The sequence below is a fragment of the uncultured Algoriphagus sp. genome, from assembly GCF_963974365.1.
Taxonomy (GTDB): Bacteria; Bacteroidota; Bacteroidia; order Cytophagales; family Cyclobacteriaceae; genus Algoriphagus.
The window spans coordinates 535,784-556,403 of sequence record NZ_CAXBBX010000001.1; the positions used below are offsets into that span (position 1 = coordinate 535,784).

The window sequence follows — 20,620 nt, forward strand, 5'->3', positions numbered from 1 at the left end:
AATAAATCAAAGATGAAAAATAACCTATATAAATTTCTTGGTGTTCTTACAGTACTCACCAGTCTGTTTTCCTGTGTGGAAGACGAGGAGCTGCACACTGAAGTGACTCCTGTAAATTCCCTCTATGCTCCGGAAAACAATGCGTATATGAACTTGGGAGCCCAGAGCTCCGCAATATTTGAATGGGAAGCGGCCAAAGCTGCGGATAATGGGGTAGTCCTTTATGAAGTGGTATTTGATGTAGAAGGTGGAGATTTTTCTGATCCGTTGTACTTATTGCCGTCTGATGGAAGGGGATTGCAGCGTAGTCTCACGTTGCCTTTTTCAGAATTGAACAAAATAGCTCAAATGGCAGGAATTCAGCCTGAAGGGGTAGGTAAGCTCCAATGGTCGGTTCAATCCTCCAAGGGGATAAATGTCCAACCTCTAAAGGAAATCCGGACAATTGAAGTAACCAGGCCGGCAGGTTTCCCTTCTCCAGATGAGCTTTTTCTGGTAGGATCAGCCACAGAAGCAGGAGATGAACTTTCTGAGGCAATTTTAATGAAGAAAACCAGCACAAATACTTTTGAAGCCTATACTTCACTAAAAAGTGGAGCCTATCATTTTGCGTCAAGAAATTCCGGCGAACCTGATACCTACTATATCGATGGTGAAAAGCTAAGAGCTGATGGTGAAACTGAATATTCCGGTGATGATCAGGTAGTAAGAATCCGGGTGGATTTCTCAAATGGAACAACCGAGATTACAGAGATTAATAAAGTGGAATTGTGGTTTGCTCCTGATGGCGTGTTTCTTACAGAACTCCCTTATGCTAAGAATGGTACATGGTCAGTAGCAGACTTTCCAATTGTGTTCAGACAGGAAAGCTGGGGTCGTGATGAGCGGTATAAATTTCGATTCACAACTACCGATGCAGAAGGAAATGAGGTAGGGGAATGGTTCGGCAGCACAAATGGTGACAACCAAAGACCAACAGAATCCACTGGTCCTGCTTATTGGTATATGGTTCCAGTATCGGATGACCGATGGAACAACAGCTTCAAGTTTGCCACTGAAGTGGATAATGCAAGTGCGGATATCAGTGTGATCTTTAATGCCGAGGTGTCAAATTACACTCATGTCATTACTGTAGATTAAAACATATCAGAATAAGAAAAACATGAAAAATATTATTTCAGTAGTTGTGCTTTTCCTGATGGGGATATCATTGGTCTCTTGTATTGACAAGGATTTGGGGCCTCTTCGGAAAGATTTTCAACAGGAAGAAGAGGTACAGTATGATTGGGGGGCGACTGCTGACTCCATGCAGAATTCCACTTACTCCCTATACGTTGCCGCGGATGGAAGCTTTAATTTCAATCCCGGAGGGTCTTTTGGGGGGTATTGGCCAAACGCACACGCGCTTCACGTATATGTGGATGCTTACACAAGGACGGGCAATGGAGCGTATTTGGATAGGATGAAGAAGCTGTTGCGTGCTATAAAATCAAATAACGGTGGAACCTACTCCAATGTATTCAATGATGATATGTTATGGCTTGGGAACTCCTGTGTTCGTGCCTATGAAGCTACAGAAGACGAGGAATATTTGGAGGTAGCTGAGTTCCTTTGGCATGATGTGTTAGAGAGTTACAGTGAAGTTTTCGGAGGGGGAATTACCTGGAAAAAAGATACTCCAAATCTAAAAAATGCGGTTTCCAATGGTCCGACCATAGTCTTGGCAACGAGATTATACAATGTCACTGAGAATGATTATTATCTGCAATGGGCAAAAGATCTCTACACTTGGCAAAAAGCCAATTTGGTAGATCCTGTAACCGGTTTGGTTTGGGATAATATTGAGTTGATTGAAGGAGTACCTACAGTCAAGAAAAACTGGATTTTCACCTATAATGCTGGTACTTGGATCGGTTCCGGTCTTCGCCTTTATCAAATTACAGGAGAAAATGGCTATTTATTAGACGCGGTTCAGACGGCAAAATCTTCTATGACCCGATCCGAAATTTCTACCGAAGGTATTCTTAAAGATGAAGGGCAGGGAGATGGCGGATTATTCAAAGGGGTCTTCGTAAGGTACTTTACTGAATTGATTCAAGAGCCGGCTATCAATGAAGCAGATAAGAAAAGCATGGTTGACTTCCTGAATTTCAATGCTACAACGTTTTACAAAAACGGATTAAACCGGCCAGATATGCTGTGCGGTCCTAACTGGCGACAGTTACCAACAGATGGTACAGATCTGACCACACAGTTATCCGGATTGATGTTGATGGAAGCTGCAGCGTTACTCCAGGAGGAAGAAATTTTTGATTAAGAAAGTTGACAAGAGATGCGTAAAATCAATATAATATTAGCGGTAGTTTCAATCTTTGTTTTTTCATTTTGCGGAAGTAAAAGTAAGATGAATAGTGAATTGGAGTCTGGGCAAGATCAGACTCAGGCAGATGAGAAAACTTCCTATAAAGATCAGGCTTATTGGGAAAAAATAGCTGAAGGAATGAGTAAAGCATTGGTTACTCATTTCTGGGGTGCAAACTTCAAAGGCTATGAGGATAGGTATTATTTTAATTATGGTAGTGACTTGTCTAATATGACAACAAACCATTATTGGCCTCAGGCACATGCGATGGATGTAGTCGTGGATGCATATAATCGCACATCGGATCAGTTCTATTTGGATTACTATCCACTCTGGTGGAAAGGAGCTCCTACATATAATTTTTCAGGAAGAGAAGAGGATCCTTGGTGGAATGTATTTGTGGACGACATGGAATGGATAGTGCTGGCCCAATTGAGAATGTATGAATCCACTGGCAACGAAGCATATTTCTCCAAAGCAAATCAGATGTATAAGGATTGGATATGGCCTCAATGGGGACCTGAAAATGAGGCTCCGTGGTATGGGGGGATAACCTGGAAAACTGATGTGGAAAAATCCAAAAATGCTTGCTCAAATGGCCCTGGGGCGCTAGTAGCAGCAAGAATTTACAGTATGTATGATCAGATAAAGGAACCTGGAGACAAGTCCAAAGAAGCTTATTTGGAAGAAGCGGTAAAAATATATTCTTGGCTAAGGGACAATCTCTATGAAGAAGCGGAAGGGAAAGTCTATGATAATATGAACCTGGCGGGCGAAATCAATCCTGCTATCTATACCTATAATCAGGGAACATTCATCGGTGCAGCTCACGAGCTATATAAGATCACTGGGAAAAAACACTACCTGGAAGACGCTATTAATGCTTCAAATTATGTGATTGATCACATGTCAGATAACAAGGGTGTCTTAGGAAATGCCACCAGTGGGGATGGCGGATTGTTCAATGGGATCTTCTTTAGATATTTTGTAAAGCTGGTAAATGAGCCAGATCTGGATGCTGACACACATAAGAAATTCCATGATTACATCACCAAGTGTGCGACTGTAATGGCAGAAAATGGATTGAACAAGAACACTATGCTTTTTGGTGGGGATTGGTGGAATGCTCCTGGTGATGATGATCCAGTGGCTTTGACGCCAATGTTGTCTGGATGCATGCTGGCAGAAGCCATGTGTATTCTTAAGCCATTGAAATGATTGTAAGGAATATTTACCCAGACACAAAACAGGCTTACAAAGGAGATTAGCATTTAGGGCAACTCCAATAATTGAAGCTTCTCAGGAACATGCTTATCTCTTGAAAACAAATCAATCCCGAGGTTGATTTGACCATTTAGGTGAGAGCATGTTTCTCTTTTTTATGCAGTGGGATCTTGCATATTAAAGAGCAGTTTTTCGATTACCCTTTATTCTTTTATCCCAGAAAATATATCCCATAAATATTACCAAGCAGGCAATGGATCCCCAAATCAAACCATTTTTGAGAGATTCCGTGTTTTTTCCAGTTATAGCAATCAGCAGGATTAGTGGAGTTATGCCTGTTAAGGTGGCAGCAATAAACTTCCAATAATCCATTTTTATTATTCCGGTAACAAAGCTGATAGCATCATTTGAAAGGAAAGGATTTATCCGTGTGATGGCCACAGCCCAAAAACCATAATCTTCTATAAATGAACTGACCTGTTTGAGTGTTTTGTCGCCCAAAAGTCGGGTGACAAATGATTTACCGACCAGCCTACCAATTGCATAACCTACAGAGGAAGCAAAGCAAACAGCAACTAGGCTTATTATAGCCCCCCAAATGGGGCCATAGGCAAGAATTGCAACAATCATTAATAAAAACGAGGGAATTACCAGTAGGAACATTTGAGCCACCATAGCCAAAATGATCAAAACGGGGCCAATCCATCCAAAGCCTTCCACCCAGGTTTTAATCCGCGCTTCGTCATCACTGGTAAGCACATTCCATGCTTCGGTGAGAAAGTTATTGAAAGAAGGGATGGTGAAGTAACATCCTGCCAATATTGCTAAAATTAATATGGAAAGGTAAAGTGGAATTCTGCTTTTCCTTTTGGAAGAAGATTTAGGTTCATTCATGGTAAGGTTTTAGACCCATGTTTTTTGGAAAACATGAGATAGGTAGGATGAGTTGGTTTTTAATCCTACGTTCTTCAGACAACTGTGTTTAGAATTTATATTTCATCAAAAATGCGCATTGCCATTAGCCCGTTTCCTACCGCTCCACCTGCCCTGATGGCTGAGGCAATAAAAACTGTTTCAGCAATTTCTTCTTTTGAAGCCCCGGCATTCTTAGCGTTTTGGATATGGGATTCTAAGCAATAGGCACATTGAGTGGTAAGCGCCACAGCGATGGACATGAGTTCCCGGTATTTCACAGGAATTACTCCGTCTTTTCTTTCTGCTGTGTGTTTGAGATTCATAAATGCAGCAGACTCTTTTGGAGCTGCATTTAGCAAATCATTGGTGTATTTTCTGTCCTTGGGATTTTGGTATTCATTCATGGTTCGTGAGAGTTTTTTTTGAATTTAACGAATACTGAAATACTATGCTGGAAAATCAAATTCTATCCAGTAAATGATTAAAACTCCTATTTCCATTCATCACAATTGTTGATTTTTTAATATCAACTAAGGATAACTGGTGGAAAAAGCTTGTGTTTAACATAGTATTAACAAGGAGAAAACTTTTTCACAAAAAGTCAACTTATTCTCTTCCTCCCATTTTTTGCAGCTATTTGCTTCAGATGTTTAACAATTCCCTAGTCTAAAAATTTTGCTCAGCTTTAATAGATTGATTTTAATCCATTTTTGCGGGTTTTATACTCCAACATTCACTTTCCTGTCAAGGCCTGACAAGGACCTTCACGTCACAATTTTTTCATTTTTTGATAACTGAAGCAGCGCTCTAAATCACTCAAATGCTTTCGTCCTTTGTGGCATGAAAAAGCCGCCTTTATTGCTCCTATTGCTGCTTTTGGTAAACGTTTGTTGGGGACAAAGTGATCCTCAGCCCAATTACCTTCCAGTCTTAGGTCAGCATCCAACTTTGTCGAAAAATGTCTATCTGCTCAGCTTGATTGAGGAGATGGCTGAAGTAAAAAGTCTCTTAGAAAAGGATAAAGCTCTGTTGGCAATTGCTTCCGCAAAATTTGATCTTTTGTCCGAATCGTTAAAGGACTGTGGAAAGGAAGCAACTTGTTATCCAGCTGCCTTCGGATTTACCGCACAGGAAATTGATTTGATAGCTGAACGCCTCCAACAGCTCGCGAATGAAAGTGTGTCACTGACTTCTATTGTGATCAAGCATCTGGCACCCTCCGGGATGTATCAGTTGAATTCATCTCAAGATCCAGCACTTTTTTTAGCCAACGCATGGAAGCAGGACGCCGCCACAATCAATCACATCATTGCGGTATATGGCCGGGGTGAGAAACCTAATTATCCTAAAATTGACTCATTGGGGATGAACCTGAATTCATCCACTTACCTCGCTAATATTCAGGCGTTAAGTGAACTGGCCTATGTGAAATATGAGGGTACAAAAATCTTTTATCAGTTGACTATGGGTTATGCCATGGATGCTTTGGCTATGGCCAGATTTGAGCGTGCAGGTGACTTCGAACCTATGATGGAGTATGAAAATAAAGCTGCTTTCGAAGCTGTTGAAGCTACCGATTGGAGCAAGTACGACTATCCCCTGATTTTAATTCCTGGAGCTGGAACGGACAATTACTTAGACAGCCTCAGCTCAGGAGGAGTATTGCGTTGCCAGCTTGCTTTTGACGCATATCAGAAAAAGAGGGCTCCATTTATTATGGTTTCCGGGGGGTATGTACATCCCTACAAAGTGCTTCACAATGAGGCAATAGAGATGAAACGATACCTGCTGAAACTGGGGGTTCCGGAATCAGCAATTCTGATTGATCCTCATGCAAGGCACACCACCACCAACATGAGAAATACTGCCAGAATCATGTTCCGCTACGGCTTTCCAACTGACAGACCATCAATTACGGTGACTACTCCAGCGCAAAGTTCCTACATCTATTCAGATGTAATGCATAATAGATGTATAAGTGAACTGGGCTACCATGCCTATTCCAATGGAAAGCGTCTATCAGCTACGACTGCTGAATTTTATCCACTGATTACCTCTCTTCAAATTGATACTGTTGAACCACTTGATCCTTAGAATGAAGAAGATTTTTGCCTCTACATTTCTTTTCAGCTTTGCTCTATTGCGATTGAGCGCTCAGGAAATGTCCATTACCCAGCTTCAAACCCTTCCAGAATTGGGAGCCGCCCAGGGTGTAGCCAACATAGATGATCGTATTTATATCTACGGTGACCGTGAGGTGGGGATGATGAGAAGGTTTTCATTTCAGGATTCTATCGCTTATTCCGGTGAAGAATACCTATTTACTGTGGATGGAAAGGATTTGATCAATCATCCCACAGGGATTGCTCATGTCCAAGGTTCTCCAACTTTCATAGGGAATTCCATTCGTCTGAATAAGGAAGGGACGCTATGGAAAGCCATGATCTATGCCATTGACTGGGATGGTTTTTTAAGGACAAAAACTTTGGACGGAAATCTTATTGCTACCATTGAGGACGATGCCTGCATTCAGGGTACACGCCCTGAATATGTCACCTATAATGGCAAAATGCTGGTTGCCACTTCCGACTACGGACCTTCCGGTAATGAAGTCCGCCTTTATGATCCTGAGAAACTGCTTGAAGCCCAGAAGACTTCCGAGCAGGGAGTTTTGGTAGGAAAATTCAGATGTTCTCCCTGGGTGCAAAATTTACACTGGATAGCCGGTGATGGTATTCTTGTGTTGATCCAAAACCAAATTGAAGGGCGGTTATGGCGTTTGACTTTTCTGGATTTGGACGCATCCCTTAAGGCTGGAAAAGAGGTGGTAATTGAACAGATAGACTTTGATAGAAAAGACGAGTTGGAAGGCTTTTGCCTGCTCAATCCATCCCTTGGTATAGCAGTATCCTCTTCCAGAACCCAGAATGCCGCCTTGATTCAAATCCCCTAATTCTTAAACTTTTAACTACATGATGAGAAAATTATTCAATGTGATCTTGTTATCACTTCTTTCCATGGGCTTTGCTTTTGCTCAAGGCACTGTAAGTGGTACGGTAACGGATCAGGATGGAAAACCACTGGATGGTGTTTCCATTCTGGAAAAAGGAACTAGTAATTACGATATTACTGATCCTGATGGTAGCTTTCAGCTGGATACCCAAGAAGGTGCTGTTTTGGTTTTTACCCTAATGGGATATAGCTCCAAAGAAGTACCGATTGGAAGCCAGACTATGGTCAACGTTCAGCTGGTATCCCAGGATCTTGATTTGGACGAAGTTGTGGTAATCGGTTACCAAAGTCTCCGCAAATCTGATCTTACAGGGGCCGTGTCCAACCTCAAAGCAAAGGATCTGAACTTGACCACCCCAACACTGGGACAAGCGCTAACCGGAAAAATTGCCGGTGTACAGGTATCTCAGGTTTCCGGGGCTCCTTACGAGACAACCAAAATAAGAGTGCGGGGCATAGGATCTATCAATGCCAGTTCATCTCCACTTTATGTAATAGATGGCTATCCTGCGGCCAATGATGTGTATATCAATCCGAATGATATAGAATCCATCGACATCCTTAAAGATGCTGCTTCTGCCGCAATCTACGGCTCCCGGGCCTCGGGTGGGGTAGTGTTGATTACCACCAAAAGAGGAACGGAAGGAAAAGCGCAGGTGGAATTTGACTATCAGTCAGGTCTTCAGCAGTTAGCCAAAAAAGTGGATCTTCTTAACTCCACAGAATTTGTTGATTTATTGATTGATGCGAGAAACAATAATTACAGAAACCTTATTGAGAATTCAGGAAGAACCTGGACTGATGCCATGTATTCGGATTCCAATGAAACCAGAGTTTCTAATGTTGGGAATGCAGGAGGGGTTAGTATCCCAACTGATTTTTATGATTTTGCCAATCAGCAGGCTATCGCACCGGAGTATGATACAGATTGGCAGGACGTACTTTATAGAAACGCACATACCCAGCGATACAACCTTTCTGTAAATGGTGGAAATGAGAAATCCCGATATTTTCTAAGTGGTGGATACCAGCATCAGCCAGGAATTATTGAGACTACAAATCAGGATAGATTTAATTTAAGGTTGAATGTAGATTCTAAAGTAAGTGAGCGATTTAGGGTAGGAGCGAACGTAGCTTTTACCAGCAATATTAACCGTGAGGTTCAGGAAGGTAGATTCAATCAGGGACCTATTTTGGGAGCTTTGATCTACATGCCGATCTTCAAGGCTTACAATGAAGATGGAACCTTGGCTAAGAACGAAGCTGCTTCACTTTCTTCAGCTTATGGGTTTCAGAGCATAGAAAACCCTCTTGCCTTGGCTAGTGAAACGATTATCAGTCGTCGTGGACAGCGAGGAACCTACAATGCCAATGCAAGCTATGATATTCTGAAAGGTTTGACTTTCAAAGCAAACTTGGGAATGCAGACTTATTTTGAAAAGTATGAATTCTACAAGCCAACCAGCTTGAGTAGCGGGGCCAACCCACCATATTCTGATCAGGCAAAGAACGCGGCTTATGCTACTGCGCAGACTTATGATCGTAGGGATAAGCTTGGGGAATTTACCCTGGCTTATCTGAAGGATTTCAATAAACATTCCATCAATGCTCTTGCCGGATATACAGTGCAGGCAACTGATACCGATGTGATTAGTGTAACATCCAATGGATTTGAGAATGATAATATTCCTGAAATCACCGGGAAAGGTGCTGATCCATCCAATTTCCAGATGAATGGTGGTACTGGCAAAACCCAGACCCGCTTACTTTCTTACTTGGCTAGGGTTGGATATAATTATGACAGCAGATATTACCTGACTGCTTCATTTAGACGGGATGGATCTTCCAGATTTGGACCGCTTAATAGATACGGTAATTTCCCTTCTGTATCAGCTGCCTGGAATATTTCCAATGAGGATTATTACAATGACTGGTTAGGAGAAGGTTCCTCCCTCAAGCTCCGGGCGAGCTGGGGACTTAGCGGAAACAATAACATAGGAGATTATAACTATGCCCAGGTAGTGTCTACCTCTCAACCTGTAGTTTTCGGAAATGGATCGGTAGAATCAGGTGTGTACCCGCTCAATATGAGAGATCAGTCTTTAGGATGGGAATCCACTAGTCAATTCAATGTAGGGGTAGATACTGAATTTTTGAATGGCAGGTTATCTGTGATTGCCAACGCTTACCTAAGTCGTTCCTTCAATTTATTGCTGAACAGACCTATCTCCGCAATTTCCGGTGCTACTTCTGTCCTCACTAACATGCCGGATTCCAAGGTGGAAAACAAAGGCTTTGATATTCAGATTGATGCGGCGGTTGTTTCCAAAAGCGACTTCAATCTGAATCTTAGTGGCAACATTTCCCTGAACCGTAACAAGGTGTTGGATCTAGGGGATGCCAGCACTATCCTTTCCCGGGGAGCTGAGCGTTCATACCTGACGCATATCACTACTACCGGTCAGCCTATAGGTATGTTCTATGGTTTCAAAGTGGCAGGTATGGTAAGACAAAGCGATATGGATAATATTGCCGCAGACGATGCCGCCTATAATTCATCTACGCAGTCTTTCCCGGAGGGCTATGAAATCAAAGGTCCTCCCAGGTCATTGGCTTCCAGCAATCCACTTCGTCCGGGTGACCTCTACTTTGAAGATGTAAATGGCGATGGTATTGTAAGTGATGAGGATAAGACAGTTATAGGGTCCCCTTATCCGGATTTCACTTACGGTCTTACGCTTAGCGGTAACTTTAAAAGTTTTGACTTCGCAGTATCGATGAACGGTTCTCAGGGAAATGAAGTCCTTGATGGTCAGGATTACTATCTGTTCAATATGGAAGCCTCCGGCAACCAATATGCAGTAGTGGATGATAGATACAGAAGTGAAAGTGATCCTGGCAATGGATGGGTGTACAAGGCTTCCAGAGGTGGTACACAAAGTAACAGTACACGTCTGTCCACTTTCTACATTCAGGATGGTTCCTTTCTAAGGATTACTAATATCACTGTGGGGTACAATGTGAAGCCTGAAGCCTTGCAGAAGATGAAGTTGTCAGCATTCCGAATATACATGGGCGTTGACAATGCGTTCACTTTTACCAAGTATTTAGGATATAATCCTGAAGTGGATTACAACGATGGGGCTAACCTGACTCCTGGGGTAGATTATGGTAAATATCCATTGATGAGATCATACAATCTTGGGGTTAAAGTCACTTTCTAATCGGATTACAAAATTGAAAATCATGAAAAAATACATCATCATATTTCTTATGTTCATCAGCACGTGCGCACTCTTTTCCTGTGGAGAAGACTTTCTGGATCTTTCGGATCCTAATGCAGTTCCGGCAGATGAATTCTTACAGGCTCCGGCAGATGTGGAAGCAGCTGTCAACGGAATCTATCAAGCTATTCGAAGTAACAATGCTCTGGGTGAAAGTAGCAGTGTTTATATAGATGAGCGAAGTGATGACATGGGGCGTAATGACAACCAATCGAGTGCAGGGGAGCCATTTCAGTTTACAGATTTCTCCCTCATTCCCAGCAACACCTATCTGAAAAGTCATTGGTCAGCATTATATACCATCGTATCCAGGGCTAATTATGTAATCAATAATATTGAAGCTGTCAGTTATACCGACGAAAGTTTGAAAAGTTCGCATCTTGCGCAGGCGACTTACCTGAGAGCTTTGGCTTATTATCATTTGGTTAGAAAATGGGGGGCAGTTCCTTTGGTAACGATAGAAGTGAAGACTCCTGATGAATTGGAGGCGGTTACTTTCAGGGAAGCAGAAGCCAATATATATGCTCAAATCATTGCTGATCTCGAATTGGCTACCGCAAGTTCTTTGCCGGATCATCAACCCATATCGGGCAAAGGCAGAGTGTCTAAAGTGGCAGCATTGGCTTTGCTGGGAGAGGTTTACCTTACTATGGGTAGTAATCAGATACCGGGAAAGAGTCCTAGTGAATATTTTACCTTATCAAAGCAAAACCTGGAGGCAGCCTACAGTAAAAGAATGTTTGGTGACCTCAAGGAAATCAGCTATGAATCAGTCTTCGATGTGGATCAAAAATCTACGAATCCTGAATTGATTTTCCAGATTGTTTACCGTCAGGGAGACCAGAATCTAAGTTCTGCTGTAGCCAGAAATAATCAGGCTTTGGGAGAAACTATCAATTCCCAGAGACCTGCTACAGGGAGCGGTACCCGCGTGAACCTTGATTTGGTAAACGAATACGAGGAAAATGATCCTAGAAAAACCTTCTCTGTGAATTATGCAGAAGACTCCAGGGTTCAGGAATACTTTATCTCTAAATACCGTGATGTAAGTGATGCAGCAGGTGTCAATGGATTTGGAGGCAATGACCATATCATGATGCGCTATGCAGATGTGATTTTATTGCTGGCGGAAGTGAATGAGCGACTAGGCAATGAAGCTGAAGCAATTGCTATGTTAAATCAGGTTAGAGATAGGGCAGGCCTTCCCTTGTATGAGCAGGCAATGCAAAACTCTGATTATGCAATGAAATACCCAACACTTAAACTGGCCATCCTACATGAGCGAAGAGTGGAATTGGCCTTTGAGCAAAAACGCTGGTATGACCTTCTTAGAGCTTTTACCATTCCGGAATTAGTTCAGTTTTTCAAAAACAAGGACCAGTCTGAATATGGGGTATCAAATCTTCAGAACTTCTCGGACAAGGATAGGTTTTACCCGATTCCGTTCGATGAATACCAACTTGACCCTGAGCGAATGTATCAGAATCCAGGGTATAACTAATCTCAGCAAATCATGTATGATAAAAAGGAGCCTCCAACAGGCTCTTTTTTTATAGTAATCTATGCCGCTCTGAAACAGAGTTAGACCAAATAAAGGAGTTAAATAGTAGGTGTTTAAATACATGTGGAGATATAGTATATCGCTATTCTGTTGATAAATTGTCTACCCGAATTGTGGTAGCAAATTCTCCACATGGAATTTATATCTCAATGGTTTCTGTCAAAAATGCGTATTGCTTCCAATTAGAAGGGGTAAGGAGATTTGCATAGGGATTGTGTTAAAAATGCTACAAGTAAGCTATGGAAATCATGATAAACTCAACTTCAATCCTTCATTTACAATCTCTTGGAAGATTTATACAATTCTTTATTAATCCAGCCAGTTTTCTTGCCTATGTTTCAAATAGCGGAATTGAGGCTTCAAATGCTGAAAAAGAAGAGAGTAAGCCAATTTCACCAAATGAAAATATTCCTTTGCCGAATGGGGATGAAATCAATCCAAACAAGGAGGTGCCAGAGGAAGAAGAGTATTTGCCAGATGAGCAGGAAGTTCCAGTTGAAGATCCACCAAAAGAAATAGAAGAAGATCCATATTTCCCAAGAAAGGGAGATGGGCTACCACCTGAAGAAGGAGAAGAGTTTCCAAAAACAGATCCGATATAGTAATTGATAAAGAAAATTCTTAATACAATAAAATGGAGATTTGCCACTGGATATCGGCTGTTAAGCTACTAATGGAGGTTCATTTATCTCTCTTGAATCAGTCAAAAGGTTAGGTCAATAAATTGTATAGAGTCTTTTCCTTCGCCAACGCTGAAATGTTATTTGGGTAATAAATTTTATCTCCACTGGGATATTTGAATTTCTGTAATATTAAGCTCTTGAAAAATGATGGAAATCTCCTCTCTATATCTATGACAGAATCTCTACCATTGAAGCCTCCGCTACGTTTGACTATTTAAAATTCTAGCCACTCCACCTTGCCATCCATTGTTGAGACCACAAGCGAGTGATCATCCACTACATTGACGGTGTTGGCCATAGAATTATCAATTTTATGTGCCCAGTTTATCGTCTGAGTGAGTGGATTTATACTATACACCGTGCTATTCTTGGTACCGAAATACAGCGCGTTGTTTTTTTCTATCAACATGGATGGTACGTGCTCATATCCAAATCCCGCATTTATTTTCCAAGCTATTTCAGCCTTAGAACGTCTTGTATGGAATGCTACGATTTCATCATTCATAGTTTTTCCATACACCAATTTTTTGTCTTCAGAGATTCCTATGGATTCTCGTACCGTGGCGTCATTGCTACGCCAAAGCTCCACTCCGGAATGGATGTCCAATGCAGTGATGTAACGGTCAGGTGCCACGATATACACCACTCCATCAGCAGTCACAGGAATACACATGGCCGGTGAATACATGCGGTTTGCTGAACCGTTATTCCAGTTCCAAGCTAGTTTCCCCGTTTTTTGATTTAATGCATAGAGATTTTTATCCCATGCCCCAAAGATCACTAAACCATCAGCCAGTAAAGGCTTGCTGACCACAGCACCCTCAAGGCCTTCAAACTCCCAGAGCACCATCCCATTTTTAGCCTGCAGAGCCCTGAATTTTCCATCACTACCCCCTACATACACGGTGCTTCCCTCAATAATTGGAGAACCTAGTACGGATGCTTCAGTGCTGGCTTTCCATGCCAGTGTTCCGTTAGTTGAATTTAAGGCATAAACATTCCCATCTCCAGAGCCAAAAATTAGTAGATCTTTATAGCTGGCAGGAGAAGAGAAAATGCCTCCTTCCGTTTGATATGACCAAATAACCTGCCCAGATTCAGTATCCAATGCTTCAAATTTGCCTAGGCTATTTCCAAAAAAGACTTTGTTTTCCAGTACTAATGGAGTAGAGATAACATTGGCATCTGAGTGGTAACTCCACTTCGCTGAGACCTGAGGGTATTTGCTATTAATGCTGTAATCTGGTCTAGGGTAGCCATCTAATAGCTCGTAATTTCTATTTTGTAAAGGAATTTTCCGCCATGGGTTTTGTGTGACCACTCCTGGAGTTCTCTCTGAAAACAAGGCGGTAGAATCAGAGATTTCTACTATTGTGTATCCTCCAATCTTATCCTTTGCACGGAGATTCGATCTTCCCATGGTGCCTGGAATTCCCTCAAAATCATAAGCCTTATTCGTATGTCCATGTCCACAGATGGTGAATTGTATATTGTGTCCTTTGAGACGATCAGTCATTTCAAACCAATTGTCCAGACTATTATCAAGAGGGTAATGGTTAGCATTAATGATGGGCTGATCTGCAGGAGTGGCATTAAGAACAGAATCTAACCAAACGACAGCATCTCTGGGAATATGGCCGTCCGACATACGTACATAGGGCCCGGAGGCTGTTCCTATGAATTTGAAACCCTTGTGTTCGAAGACAAACTTGTCATATCCAAATGTCTGGATGAAAGTGACACCTCCAGATTCAGACCAGCCAGTATCATGGTTTCCTGGGATCACATAATAGGGGATAGTAAGTTCATCAAGTATTTCCTTAGCTTTCTTAATCTCCTCATCTGTACCCATTTCAGTGATGTCCCCGGTGACCAAAGCAAAATCCAAATCTCCCAGTGAGTTGATATCCCCCACCGTCCGGTTTAGGTCTTCTTCCGCAACACCATTTGGAGAGCCTATGTGTGTATCCGTTACAAAGGCAAATTTGAAATCCTGGGCATGGACACTGCTAATTTTTATGAGGAAAAGAAGAAGGAGAAGCTTTTTCATGGTTTACTTATTAGAAATTGATCATTCAAAAAAATGTCCTTCTTTCTAAGATTGAAAGAAGGACATCTGGTAAAATTTTGTTTGCTACTTACCAGCCTGGATTTTGAGTCAAGGTGACTCCATGCTGGTTATACAAGGTGATTTGGTCGAGTGGAACCGGATCCAAGTATACTTTTGGGTCTTCAAACAATCGCTGGGAAACTGCTGCAGTCGCAGGGATAATGTAGCCTTCTTCTCCGTCAGTCAGTGTCACACTACTTTGTAATTCCGGATAATCAACTCTTCGTATCCATGCTCCACGGTTGATATCTGAATTTTCCTGAGTATCGGTATACTCCAGTTTCTCCCAGCGCATCAAGTCGTCCGTTCTGAAGCCTTCCATCATCAATTCAATTCTTCTTTCACGACGGATCTCCCAAATAAGGGAAGGAATACCCGGATCCCGTGCAGGATCATCATAAGCTACACCATTCACAGCAGCATCATCCCCAAGAACTTCCAGATGGGGTAGCATTACTCCTGGCCGGTCCCGAAGCACGTTGATAGACATGTCCAGATCAGATTGGGTAAGCGATGCGCCTCCCACTGTACCTAATTCTGCAGCAGCCTCCGCGTAATTCATTAAGACTTCCCCATATCTCATTACAGGAGAATCGGTATAGTTCAAGTTTGAACTTCCTTCAGGTTCGTCTTTGATCACTTCATTCAGGAATTTGTGCGTTGAATAACCAGTGGTGCTGTAATTAGAGGCTATGCCGTTCAATCTTAACTCATCTGTTACCAAGGTTTCATAAATACGTGGATCTCTGTTTGCCATTACCTTATCGATTCCTTGATCACCCTGATATAGGGGAGAAAGACCGATAGGTAGTCCGTCAGCTAGCAAGTAAGATTCTATCGCATCTTTGGATACACCTGTCTGCGGCTCCATGTTATTATAGGAATTCAGAGCGTGGGTCAAGATGCCTGGTTCATAATGTCTGAAGAGAATAACCTCCGGATTTCCTGTAAGATTCAGGGAGTTAAAAACTTCTCTATAATTACCCAGGGAGTACGCTCCGGAATTGATTAGCTCCATTGCAGCAGTTTTGGAAGCTTCCAGGTATTCCTTTGCTTTTTCAGTGTTATCATTATGATATTTTTGCCAGGTTCCTTCATAGAGAAATATTCTCGACATAAAGGCTAGAACTACAGCTCTGTTCACAGTCTGACCATCGTTTCCATCATCAATTCGGACATTTTCCATAGCAAACTCAAAGTCTTCCAATACTCTATCCATTACATATTCTCTGGAATCTCTAGGCTTGTATAGCGTCTCCTCATCGGTCTCGCTAAGTTCCTCATCATACCATGGGACTTCGCCAAACTGCTTCACTAAATCATGGTATTCCAAGGCACGAAAGAAGCGTGCCACGCCTGACCAGTGGAGTATGGCTTCTTCTTCCATAGGAACTGTCTGGATTCTGTTTAGGTAGATATTGGCTTTTCTCACGTAAGTGAAATTCCAGTAGGAGCTTGTAGCTGCTGTAGGAACTGTTCTTCTAAACTGCGTAGGACTGGCAGGTGCAAAATCGTCATTCAGGGTTTCTCCCGAAAAGAATTTCCCCCAAGTGTATCCGGAACCATATCCGCTGAAATAGGCAGTATAGAATCCCCATGAAAAACTTCTGACGTTACTTTCTGAAGTCCAGTAGGTTTCATCTGTTAGGCTATCCAAAGGTGGCTTTTCCAGGAATTCATCGCAGGCGGAAAGTGCAAGGAAGCTGAGAGCGAGTGCTTTTATTCTTAGTTTCATCGTGCTATCTATTTAAAATGTTACCTGTAAACCGAATGACAGGGTTCTGCTATAGGGATAAACTCTTCCGAAAGTGTTGGAATCATTATTACCCGCAGAGGTATAATCTACCTCAGGATCCAGTGGAAGATCGAGATTGTCAATTTCAAAGAGGTTTTCACCACTTACATAAAGTCTTACTTTGTCCAGACTTATTTTGGATAGCAGTGAGGTCGGAAGAGAGTATCCCAGAGTGATATTCTTCATTCTTACATAGGAAAGATCCAGCAAGTAGCGTGTTTGTGGCAGGAAGTTTCTTGAATTGTTTGATTGACCTGCATCCGTAGGACGTGGGTAGAAGGCATCAGGATTCTCTGGGCTCCAATAGTCTAACTGATGGGAGAACCATGCTTCCCCTGGTCTGTAGCCAGGAATCATGATCGGTCCATTGGCCCAGTAGTCTCTTTTGCCAACACCTTGGACAAAAAAGCTTAGGTCTATTCCTTTGAAATCCATTCCAAGGCGAACGCCATATTGATATCTAGGAGTTGAGTTTCCGATCACTTTTAGATCTCCATGATTCTCTTCTGTATTTTCACCAAAGGTGATAGCGCCATCTCCGTCCAAATCTTTGTATTTCACATCACCCGGTCCATAATAAAACCAGCCGCTCTCGTATAATTCCTGGGATGGAATTCCTTCGTTCATGACATACTTTCCATTGTCCAAGACAAATTCCCCGTTGGCGTCCTTCACAAAGTCATCTTCTGTGAAGAGCCTATCTGTCTCATAACCCCAGATATCACCGATTACCCGGCCAGGACGATTTGAATAAATACTTTTGTTGTCGGCAAATTCAGTGACGGTTTCTCTGTAATCAGAAAGAACTACCGTTGCATTTAGATTCAACCCATTGGAGAATCCATGATTGTAATCCAGAGCAAGTTCCCAACCTTTAGTTTCCAGCTCTCCGAAATTCTGTTTGGTAGCTGATGTGCCATAAGACGCCGGTAGTACTTCCCCTGCGCTATGCATATCACTGGTAGTTCTATTGTACCAATCAAATGCGATCCCGAATTTATCCTTGAAGAATCTCGCGTCAAAACCCAGATCCAGTGTAGTCACAGTCTCCCAAGTCAGTGAAGAAGGAAGTGCTCCTGGAGTTCCAAAGGTTAATTGATTGTTGGCTCCAAGTAACCAGCCAGAGGAATAAGAATTCATGATTCTGTAGATATCACTTAGGTAGGCATTCTGGTTTCCAATAGCTCCCCAAGATGCGCGAAGTTTCAGAAAGGACATGACATTGGTCACAGGCTCAAAGAATGATTCCTCTGATACCACATATCCGGCAGACATAGAAGGGAAGAATGCCCATCTTTCTGTAGGAGAAAGTCTGGAAGATCCGTCATATCTTCCGTTCAACTCCAGGAAGTATTTGCCTTTGTAGTTGTAATTGATTCGGCTGAATCCACCGGCAGTTGACCATTGGTTTCTTGCTCCATCTACAAATTGATCGCCGGACGCAAGGTCTAGTTCACCTCTGTCCAGGTCCATCAGATCTCTTCTCTGGGAACTATGGTACCAATATTCATAGGCTTCTATATCTCCACCCACCATTACTTTCAGGGAGTGGTCGCCGAGCATTTTTTCGTAGGTAGCAAATGCTTTCCCCACATTTCTATTGCTCCAGGAAGAAGCATATTGTACTCTGTTGTACGAGGCACTGGTGTAAGGAGCATATTGAAGATTAGCTCCAGTAGACCAGAAGTTATATGCCGACACTACACCACCTGTCTGATGGTCGTGGTAGTTCTGTGAGTCAAATGTGTAATTCGCTACAATCGACAAGCCCTCGATAGGCGTAATGGTCGTACCAAGGTTAAGTCTAGTCAAGGATGTGTTTTCCTCGTTCATCTTTGCTTGTTGGACTTCAGTCACTGCGCTACGGAAAGGATGCCCATCGTACGTTCCATAAGGATATGTTTTTGGCCATCTCAGGAGATAATACCATGGATCATAGGTCTCACTGGAAAAGTAGAAGGGTCTGGTGAATTTGGTGTTACTATACAGTACGCCACCTCTTACTTCCATCCAGTCAGTTGCTTGAGTGCTTAGACTTAAATCCATAGAATACCTATTGAATTCATCCGGATTTACCTTCAGTACCCCATTTTGACCTAGATAACCTACACCAAGTCTGTAAGTGGTTTTCTCAGTACCACCGGCTACAGATAAATCATGCTTCTGCTGAGGTGTCCAGTCTTTCATGAACATGTCGCCTGCTTCCCAAGGGCGGTAAAAGAAAAGGCGACCATCTCTGATTTCAAAATCCCTTCCCAAAACCATATCATTACCCAAGTCCTGTCCACCATACTGAGCTTCCCAATCACGCATTTTTTGAATGCTTAATTCGTCGAAATACATTCCTACTACACCGAATACATTGGTGGAAGGATTGGTTCGTTGCAATGCTTTGAACGCCATCTCAGCTCCATCAGCAGCATTTGCTATGGAAGGTGTGACGGTAGGTGTAGCCCAGGCAAAGTTGTTTGAATAGTTGATTTTAGGAGCTTCGCCTTTTTTACCTTTTTTGGTGGTAATCAAAATCACACCCCATGCTCCACGAGCTCCATAGATGGAGGAAGATGCAGCATCTTTTAGTACAGATATGGATTCTATGTCTTCAGGATTCACTAGCTGAAGATTTGGGATTTCTACGTTGTCTACTAAAATAAGTGGTTGGGCTCCTCCAGAATTACTTAAGGTACCTACTGAGCCTCTCAGTCTAATGGTAGGATTCTGGCCGATTTGCCCACTCGGCGTTGTGATGGTAAGACCTGGAGTAGTTCCTTGGAGACCCCTGGCCACATCCGTGATAGGTCTGGACTCCAGTACCTTGGTGTCTACAGAAGAAACGGCTCCTGTGAGATCGCTACGCTTCTGAGTACCATATCCGACCACCACTACTTCGTCCAATGACTGGGCATCTGGTTCTAGGATAATGTTTATAGTTCCACTTTCATTGATAGTCCGCTCTTGGCTGACCATACCTATAAAGCTAAATACCAGCGTTTGGCCTTTCTCTGCATCTATCTGGTAGGTTCCATCGATGTCAGACGTGACTCCTTTCGTGGTTCCTTTGACCAAAATGCTTGCTCCGGGTAGAGTCAATCCATCTTCGGCACTGGTAACGGTCCCGGACACTTGAACGGTCTGGGCACTTACCTGAAAATGAATGAGGAGAAAACACATCGCTACAAACGAACAATGTAAAAGTTTTTTCATGTTAAACATTTAATTAGTTGAGTTGAATAGTGTTTTATGAATAAAAAGAGGAGTTATAATAGAGCAGTAAAAACAAGGGTATGTTTATCCTTGAAATTTTTTTGTGTATAACCCACGATTATTTCATGTTCAAATCTTTCTAAAAAATGAGCCTATTCAATCCCTGAAAACAGGGATATTAATAAATCACTAGTGCTAAATAAGGATAAATTAGTTAACTTATGGGAAGTATGAAGTGGGGTTTTCAATAGTCAAATTTTCTACTTCATTAAACCTTAATACGTCAATAAATGCTATGGAAGTACTTTTGTCCTGCTTATTGAAAAATTATATGTAAAGTAATAGCAGATACAAGTATTCCAGACCACCTAATGAATAGGAGGGATCTTGTCTTATTGAGTATTCCGTTGGTGGAAATTAATTGTCTGATTCAATAAATACCGACTACTATTAGTCTCTTGAAAAAGAGG

The 20,620-nt window shown here is 42.2% G+C and carries 13 protein-coding genes; 8 read left to right on the forward strand and 5 right to left on the reverse strand.

Features of this window, described 5'->3' with window-relative positions; genetic code table 11:
* The first annotated feature begins 12 nt into the window (after nucleotides 1-12).
* The 3 genes from AACZ87_RS02055 (at nucleotide 13) to AACZ87_RS02065 (ending at nucleotide 3,580) form a co-directional block, all read left to right on the forward strand.
* The gene (locus AACZ87_RS02055; RefSeq protein WP_339864360.1) at nucleotides 13-1,140 is read left to right on the forward strand and encodes a SusE domain-containing protein; all 1,128 of its coding nucleotides are present in this window, start codon (nucleotides 13-15) and stop codon (nucleotides 1,138-1,140) included.
* 22 nt (nucleotides 1,141-1,162) lie between these two features.
* Entirely contained in the window at nucleotides 1,163-2,317 is a 1,155-nt protein-coding gene (locus tag AACZ87_RS02060; RefSeq protein WP_339864361.1) for a glycoside hydrolase family 76 protein, read from the forward strand.
* Nucleotides 2,318-2,404: 87 nt separating this feature from the next.
* Nucleotides 2,405-3,580, forward strand: a complete 1,176-nt coding sequence (locus tag AACZ87_RS02065) for a glycoside hydrolase family 76 protein (protein ID WP_339864363.1) — start codon at nucleotides 2,405-2,407, stop codon at nucleotides 3,578-3,580.
* Between the two features lie 183 nt (nucleotides 3,581-3,763).
* On the opposite strand, the gene AACZ87_RS02070 is transcribed toward AACZ87_RS02065, so the two are convergent.
* Nucleotides 3,764-4,480, reverse strand: a complete 717-nt coding sequence (locus AACZ87_RS02070) for a TVP38/TMEM64 family protein (RefSeq protein WP_339864364.1) — start codon at nucleotides 4,478-4,480, stop codon at nucleotides 3,764-3,766.
* 95 nt (nucleotides 4,481-4,575) lie between these two features.
* Nucleotides 4,576-4,905 (reverse strand): carboxymuconolactone decarboxylase family protein, encoded by a 330-nt coding sequence (locus AACZ87_RS02075; RefSeq protein WP_339864366.1) that lies wholly within the window; start codon nucleotides 4,903-4,905, stop codon nucleotides 4,576-4,578.
* A gap of 436 nt (nucleotides 4,906-5,341) precedes the next feature.
* Between AACZ87_RS02075 and AACZ87_RS02080 the strand changes: the two genes are divergently transcribed.
* The 5 genes from AACZ87_RS02080 (at nucleotide 5,342) to AACZ87_RS02100 (ending at nucleotide 12,960) form a co-directional block, all read left to right on the forward strand.
* Nucleotides 5,342-6,595 (forward strand): YdcF family protein, encoded by a 1,254-nt coding sequence (locus AACZ87_RS02080; protein ID WP_339864368.1) that lies wholly within the window; start codon nucleotides 5,342-5,344, stop codon nucleotides 6,593-6,595.
* Nucleotide 6,596: 1 nt separating this feature from the next.
* Entirely contained in the window at nucleotides 6,597-7,454 is an 858-nt protein-coding gene (locus AACZ87_RS02085; RefSeq protein WP_339864370.1) for a hypothetical protein, read from the forward strand.
* A 19-nt stretch (nucleotides 7,455-7,473) separates the two neighbouring features.
* Nucleotides 7,474-10,737 carry a TonB-dependent receptor gene (locus AACZ87_RS02090; protein WP_339864372.1) on the forward strand — a complete coding sequence of 1,088 codons (3,264 nt, stop codon included), beginning with the start codon at nucleotides 7,474-7,476 and terminating at the stop codon, nucleotides 10,735-10,737.
* Nucleotides 10,738-10,759: 22 nt separating this feature from the next.
* Nucleotides 10,760-12,298, forward strand: coding sequence for a RagB/SusD family nutrient uptake outer membrane protein (locus AACZ87_RS02095; RefSeq protein ID WP_339864374.1), 1,539 nt, complete (start codon nucleotides 10,760-10,762; stop codon nucleotides 12,296-12,298).
* A gap of 308 nt (nucleotides 12,299-12,606) precedes the next feature.
* Entirely contained in the window at nucleotides 12,607-12,960 is a 354-nt protein-coding gene (locus AACZ87_RS02100) for a hypothetical protein (protein ID WP_339864376.1), read from the forward strand.
* A gap of 295 nt (nucleotides 12,961-13,255) precedes the next feature.
* Here the strand turns inward: AACZ87_RS02100 and AACZ87_RS02105 are convergent, their stop codons facing one another.
* The 3 genes from AACZ87_RS02105 to AACZ87_RS02115 form a co-directional block, all read right to left on the reverse strand.
* Nucleotides 13,256-15,091 (reverse strand): PQQ-binding-like beta-propeller repeat protein, encoded by a 1,836-nt coding sequence (locus tag AACZ87_RS02105; protein WP_339864378.1) that lies wholly within the window; start codon nucleotides 15,089-15,091, stop codon nucleotides 13,256-13,258.
* Between the two features lie 88 nt (nucleotides 15,092-15,179).
* Nucleotides 15,180-16,886: a RagB/SusD family nutrient uptake outer membrane protein gene (locus AACZ87_RS02110; RefSeq protein WP_339864379.1), complete on the reverse strand. Its 1,707-nt coding sequence runs from the start codon at nucleotides 16,884-16,886 to the stop codon at nucleotides 15,180-15,182.
* Between the two features lie 12 nt (nucleotides 16,887-16,898).
* Nucleotides 16,899-20,150, reverse strand: a complete 3,252-nt coding sequence (locus AACZ87_RS02115; RefSeq protein ID WP_339864381.1) for a TonB-dependent receptor — start codon at nucleotides 20,148-20,150, stop codon at nucleotides 16,899-16,901.
* Nucleotides 20,151-20,620 lie beyond the last annotated feature (470 nt).

Coding starts and splice junctions, on each gene's coding strand:
- AACZ87_RS02055 (WP_339864360.1), top strand. CDS start 13: ATGAAAAATAACCTATATAAATTTCTTGGTGTTCTTACAGTACTCACC.
- AACZ87_RS02060 (WP_339864361.1), top strand. CDS start 1,163: ATGAAAAATATTATTTCAGTAGTTGTGCTTTTCCTGATGGGGATATCA.
- AACZ87_RS02065 (WP_339864363.1), top strand. CDS start 2,405: ATGAATAGTGAATTGGAGTCTGGGCAAGATCAGACTCAGGCAGATGAG.
- AACZ87_RS02070 (WP_339864364.1), bottom strand. CDS start 4,480: ATGAATGAACCTAAATCTTCTTCCAAAAGGAAAAGCAGAATTCCACTT.
- AACZ87_RS02075 (WP_339864366.1), bottom strand. CDS start 4,905: ATGAATGAATACCAAAATCCCAAGGACAGAAAATACACCAATGATTTG.
- AACZ87_RS02080 (WP_339864368.1), top strand. CDS start 5,342: ATGAAAAAGCCGCCTTTATTGCTCCTATTGCTGCTTTTGGTAAACGTT.
- AACZ87_RS02085 (WP_339864370.1), top strand. CDS start 6,597: ATGAAGAAGATTTTTGCCTCTACATTTCTTTTCAGCTTTGCTCTATTG.
- AACZ87_RS02090 (WP_339864372.1), top strand. CDS start 7,474: ATGATGAGAAAATTATTCAATGTGATCTTGTTATCACTTCTTTCCATG.
- AACZ87_RS02095 (WP_339864374.1), top strand. CDS start 10,760: ATGAAAAAATACATCATCATATTTCTTATGTTCATCAGCACGTGCGCA.
- AACZ87_RS02100 (WP_339864376.1), top strand. CDS start 12,607: ATGATAAACTCAACTTCAATCCTTCATTTACAATCTCTTGGAAGATTT.
- AACZ87_RS02105 (WP_339864378.1), bottom strand. CDS start 15,091: ATGAAAAAGCTTCTCCTTCTTCTTTTCCTCATAAAAATTAGCAGTGTC.
- AACZ87_RS02110 (WP_339864379.1), bottom strand. CDS start 16,886: ATGAAACTAAGAATAAAAGCACTCGCTCTCAGCTTCCTTGCACTTTCC.
- AACZ87_RS02115 (WP_339864381.1), bottom strand. CDS start 20,150: ATGAAAAAACTTTTACATTGTTCGTTTGTAGCGATGTGTTTTCTCCTC.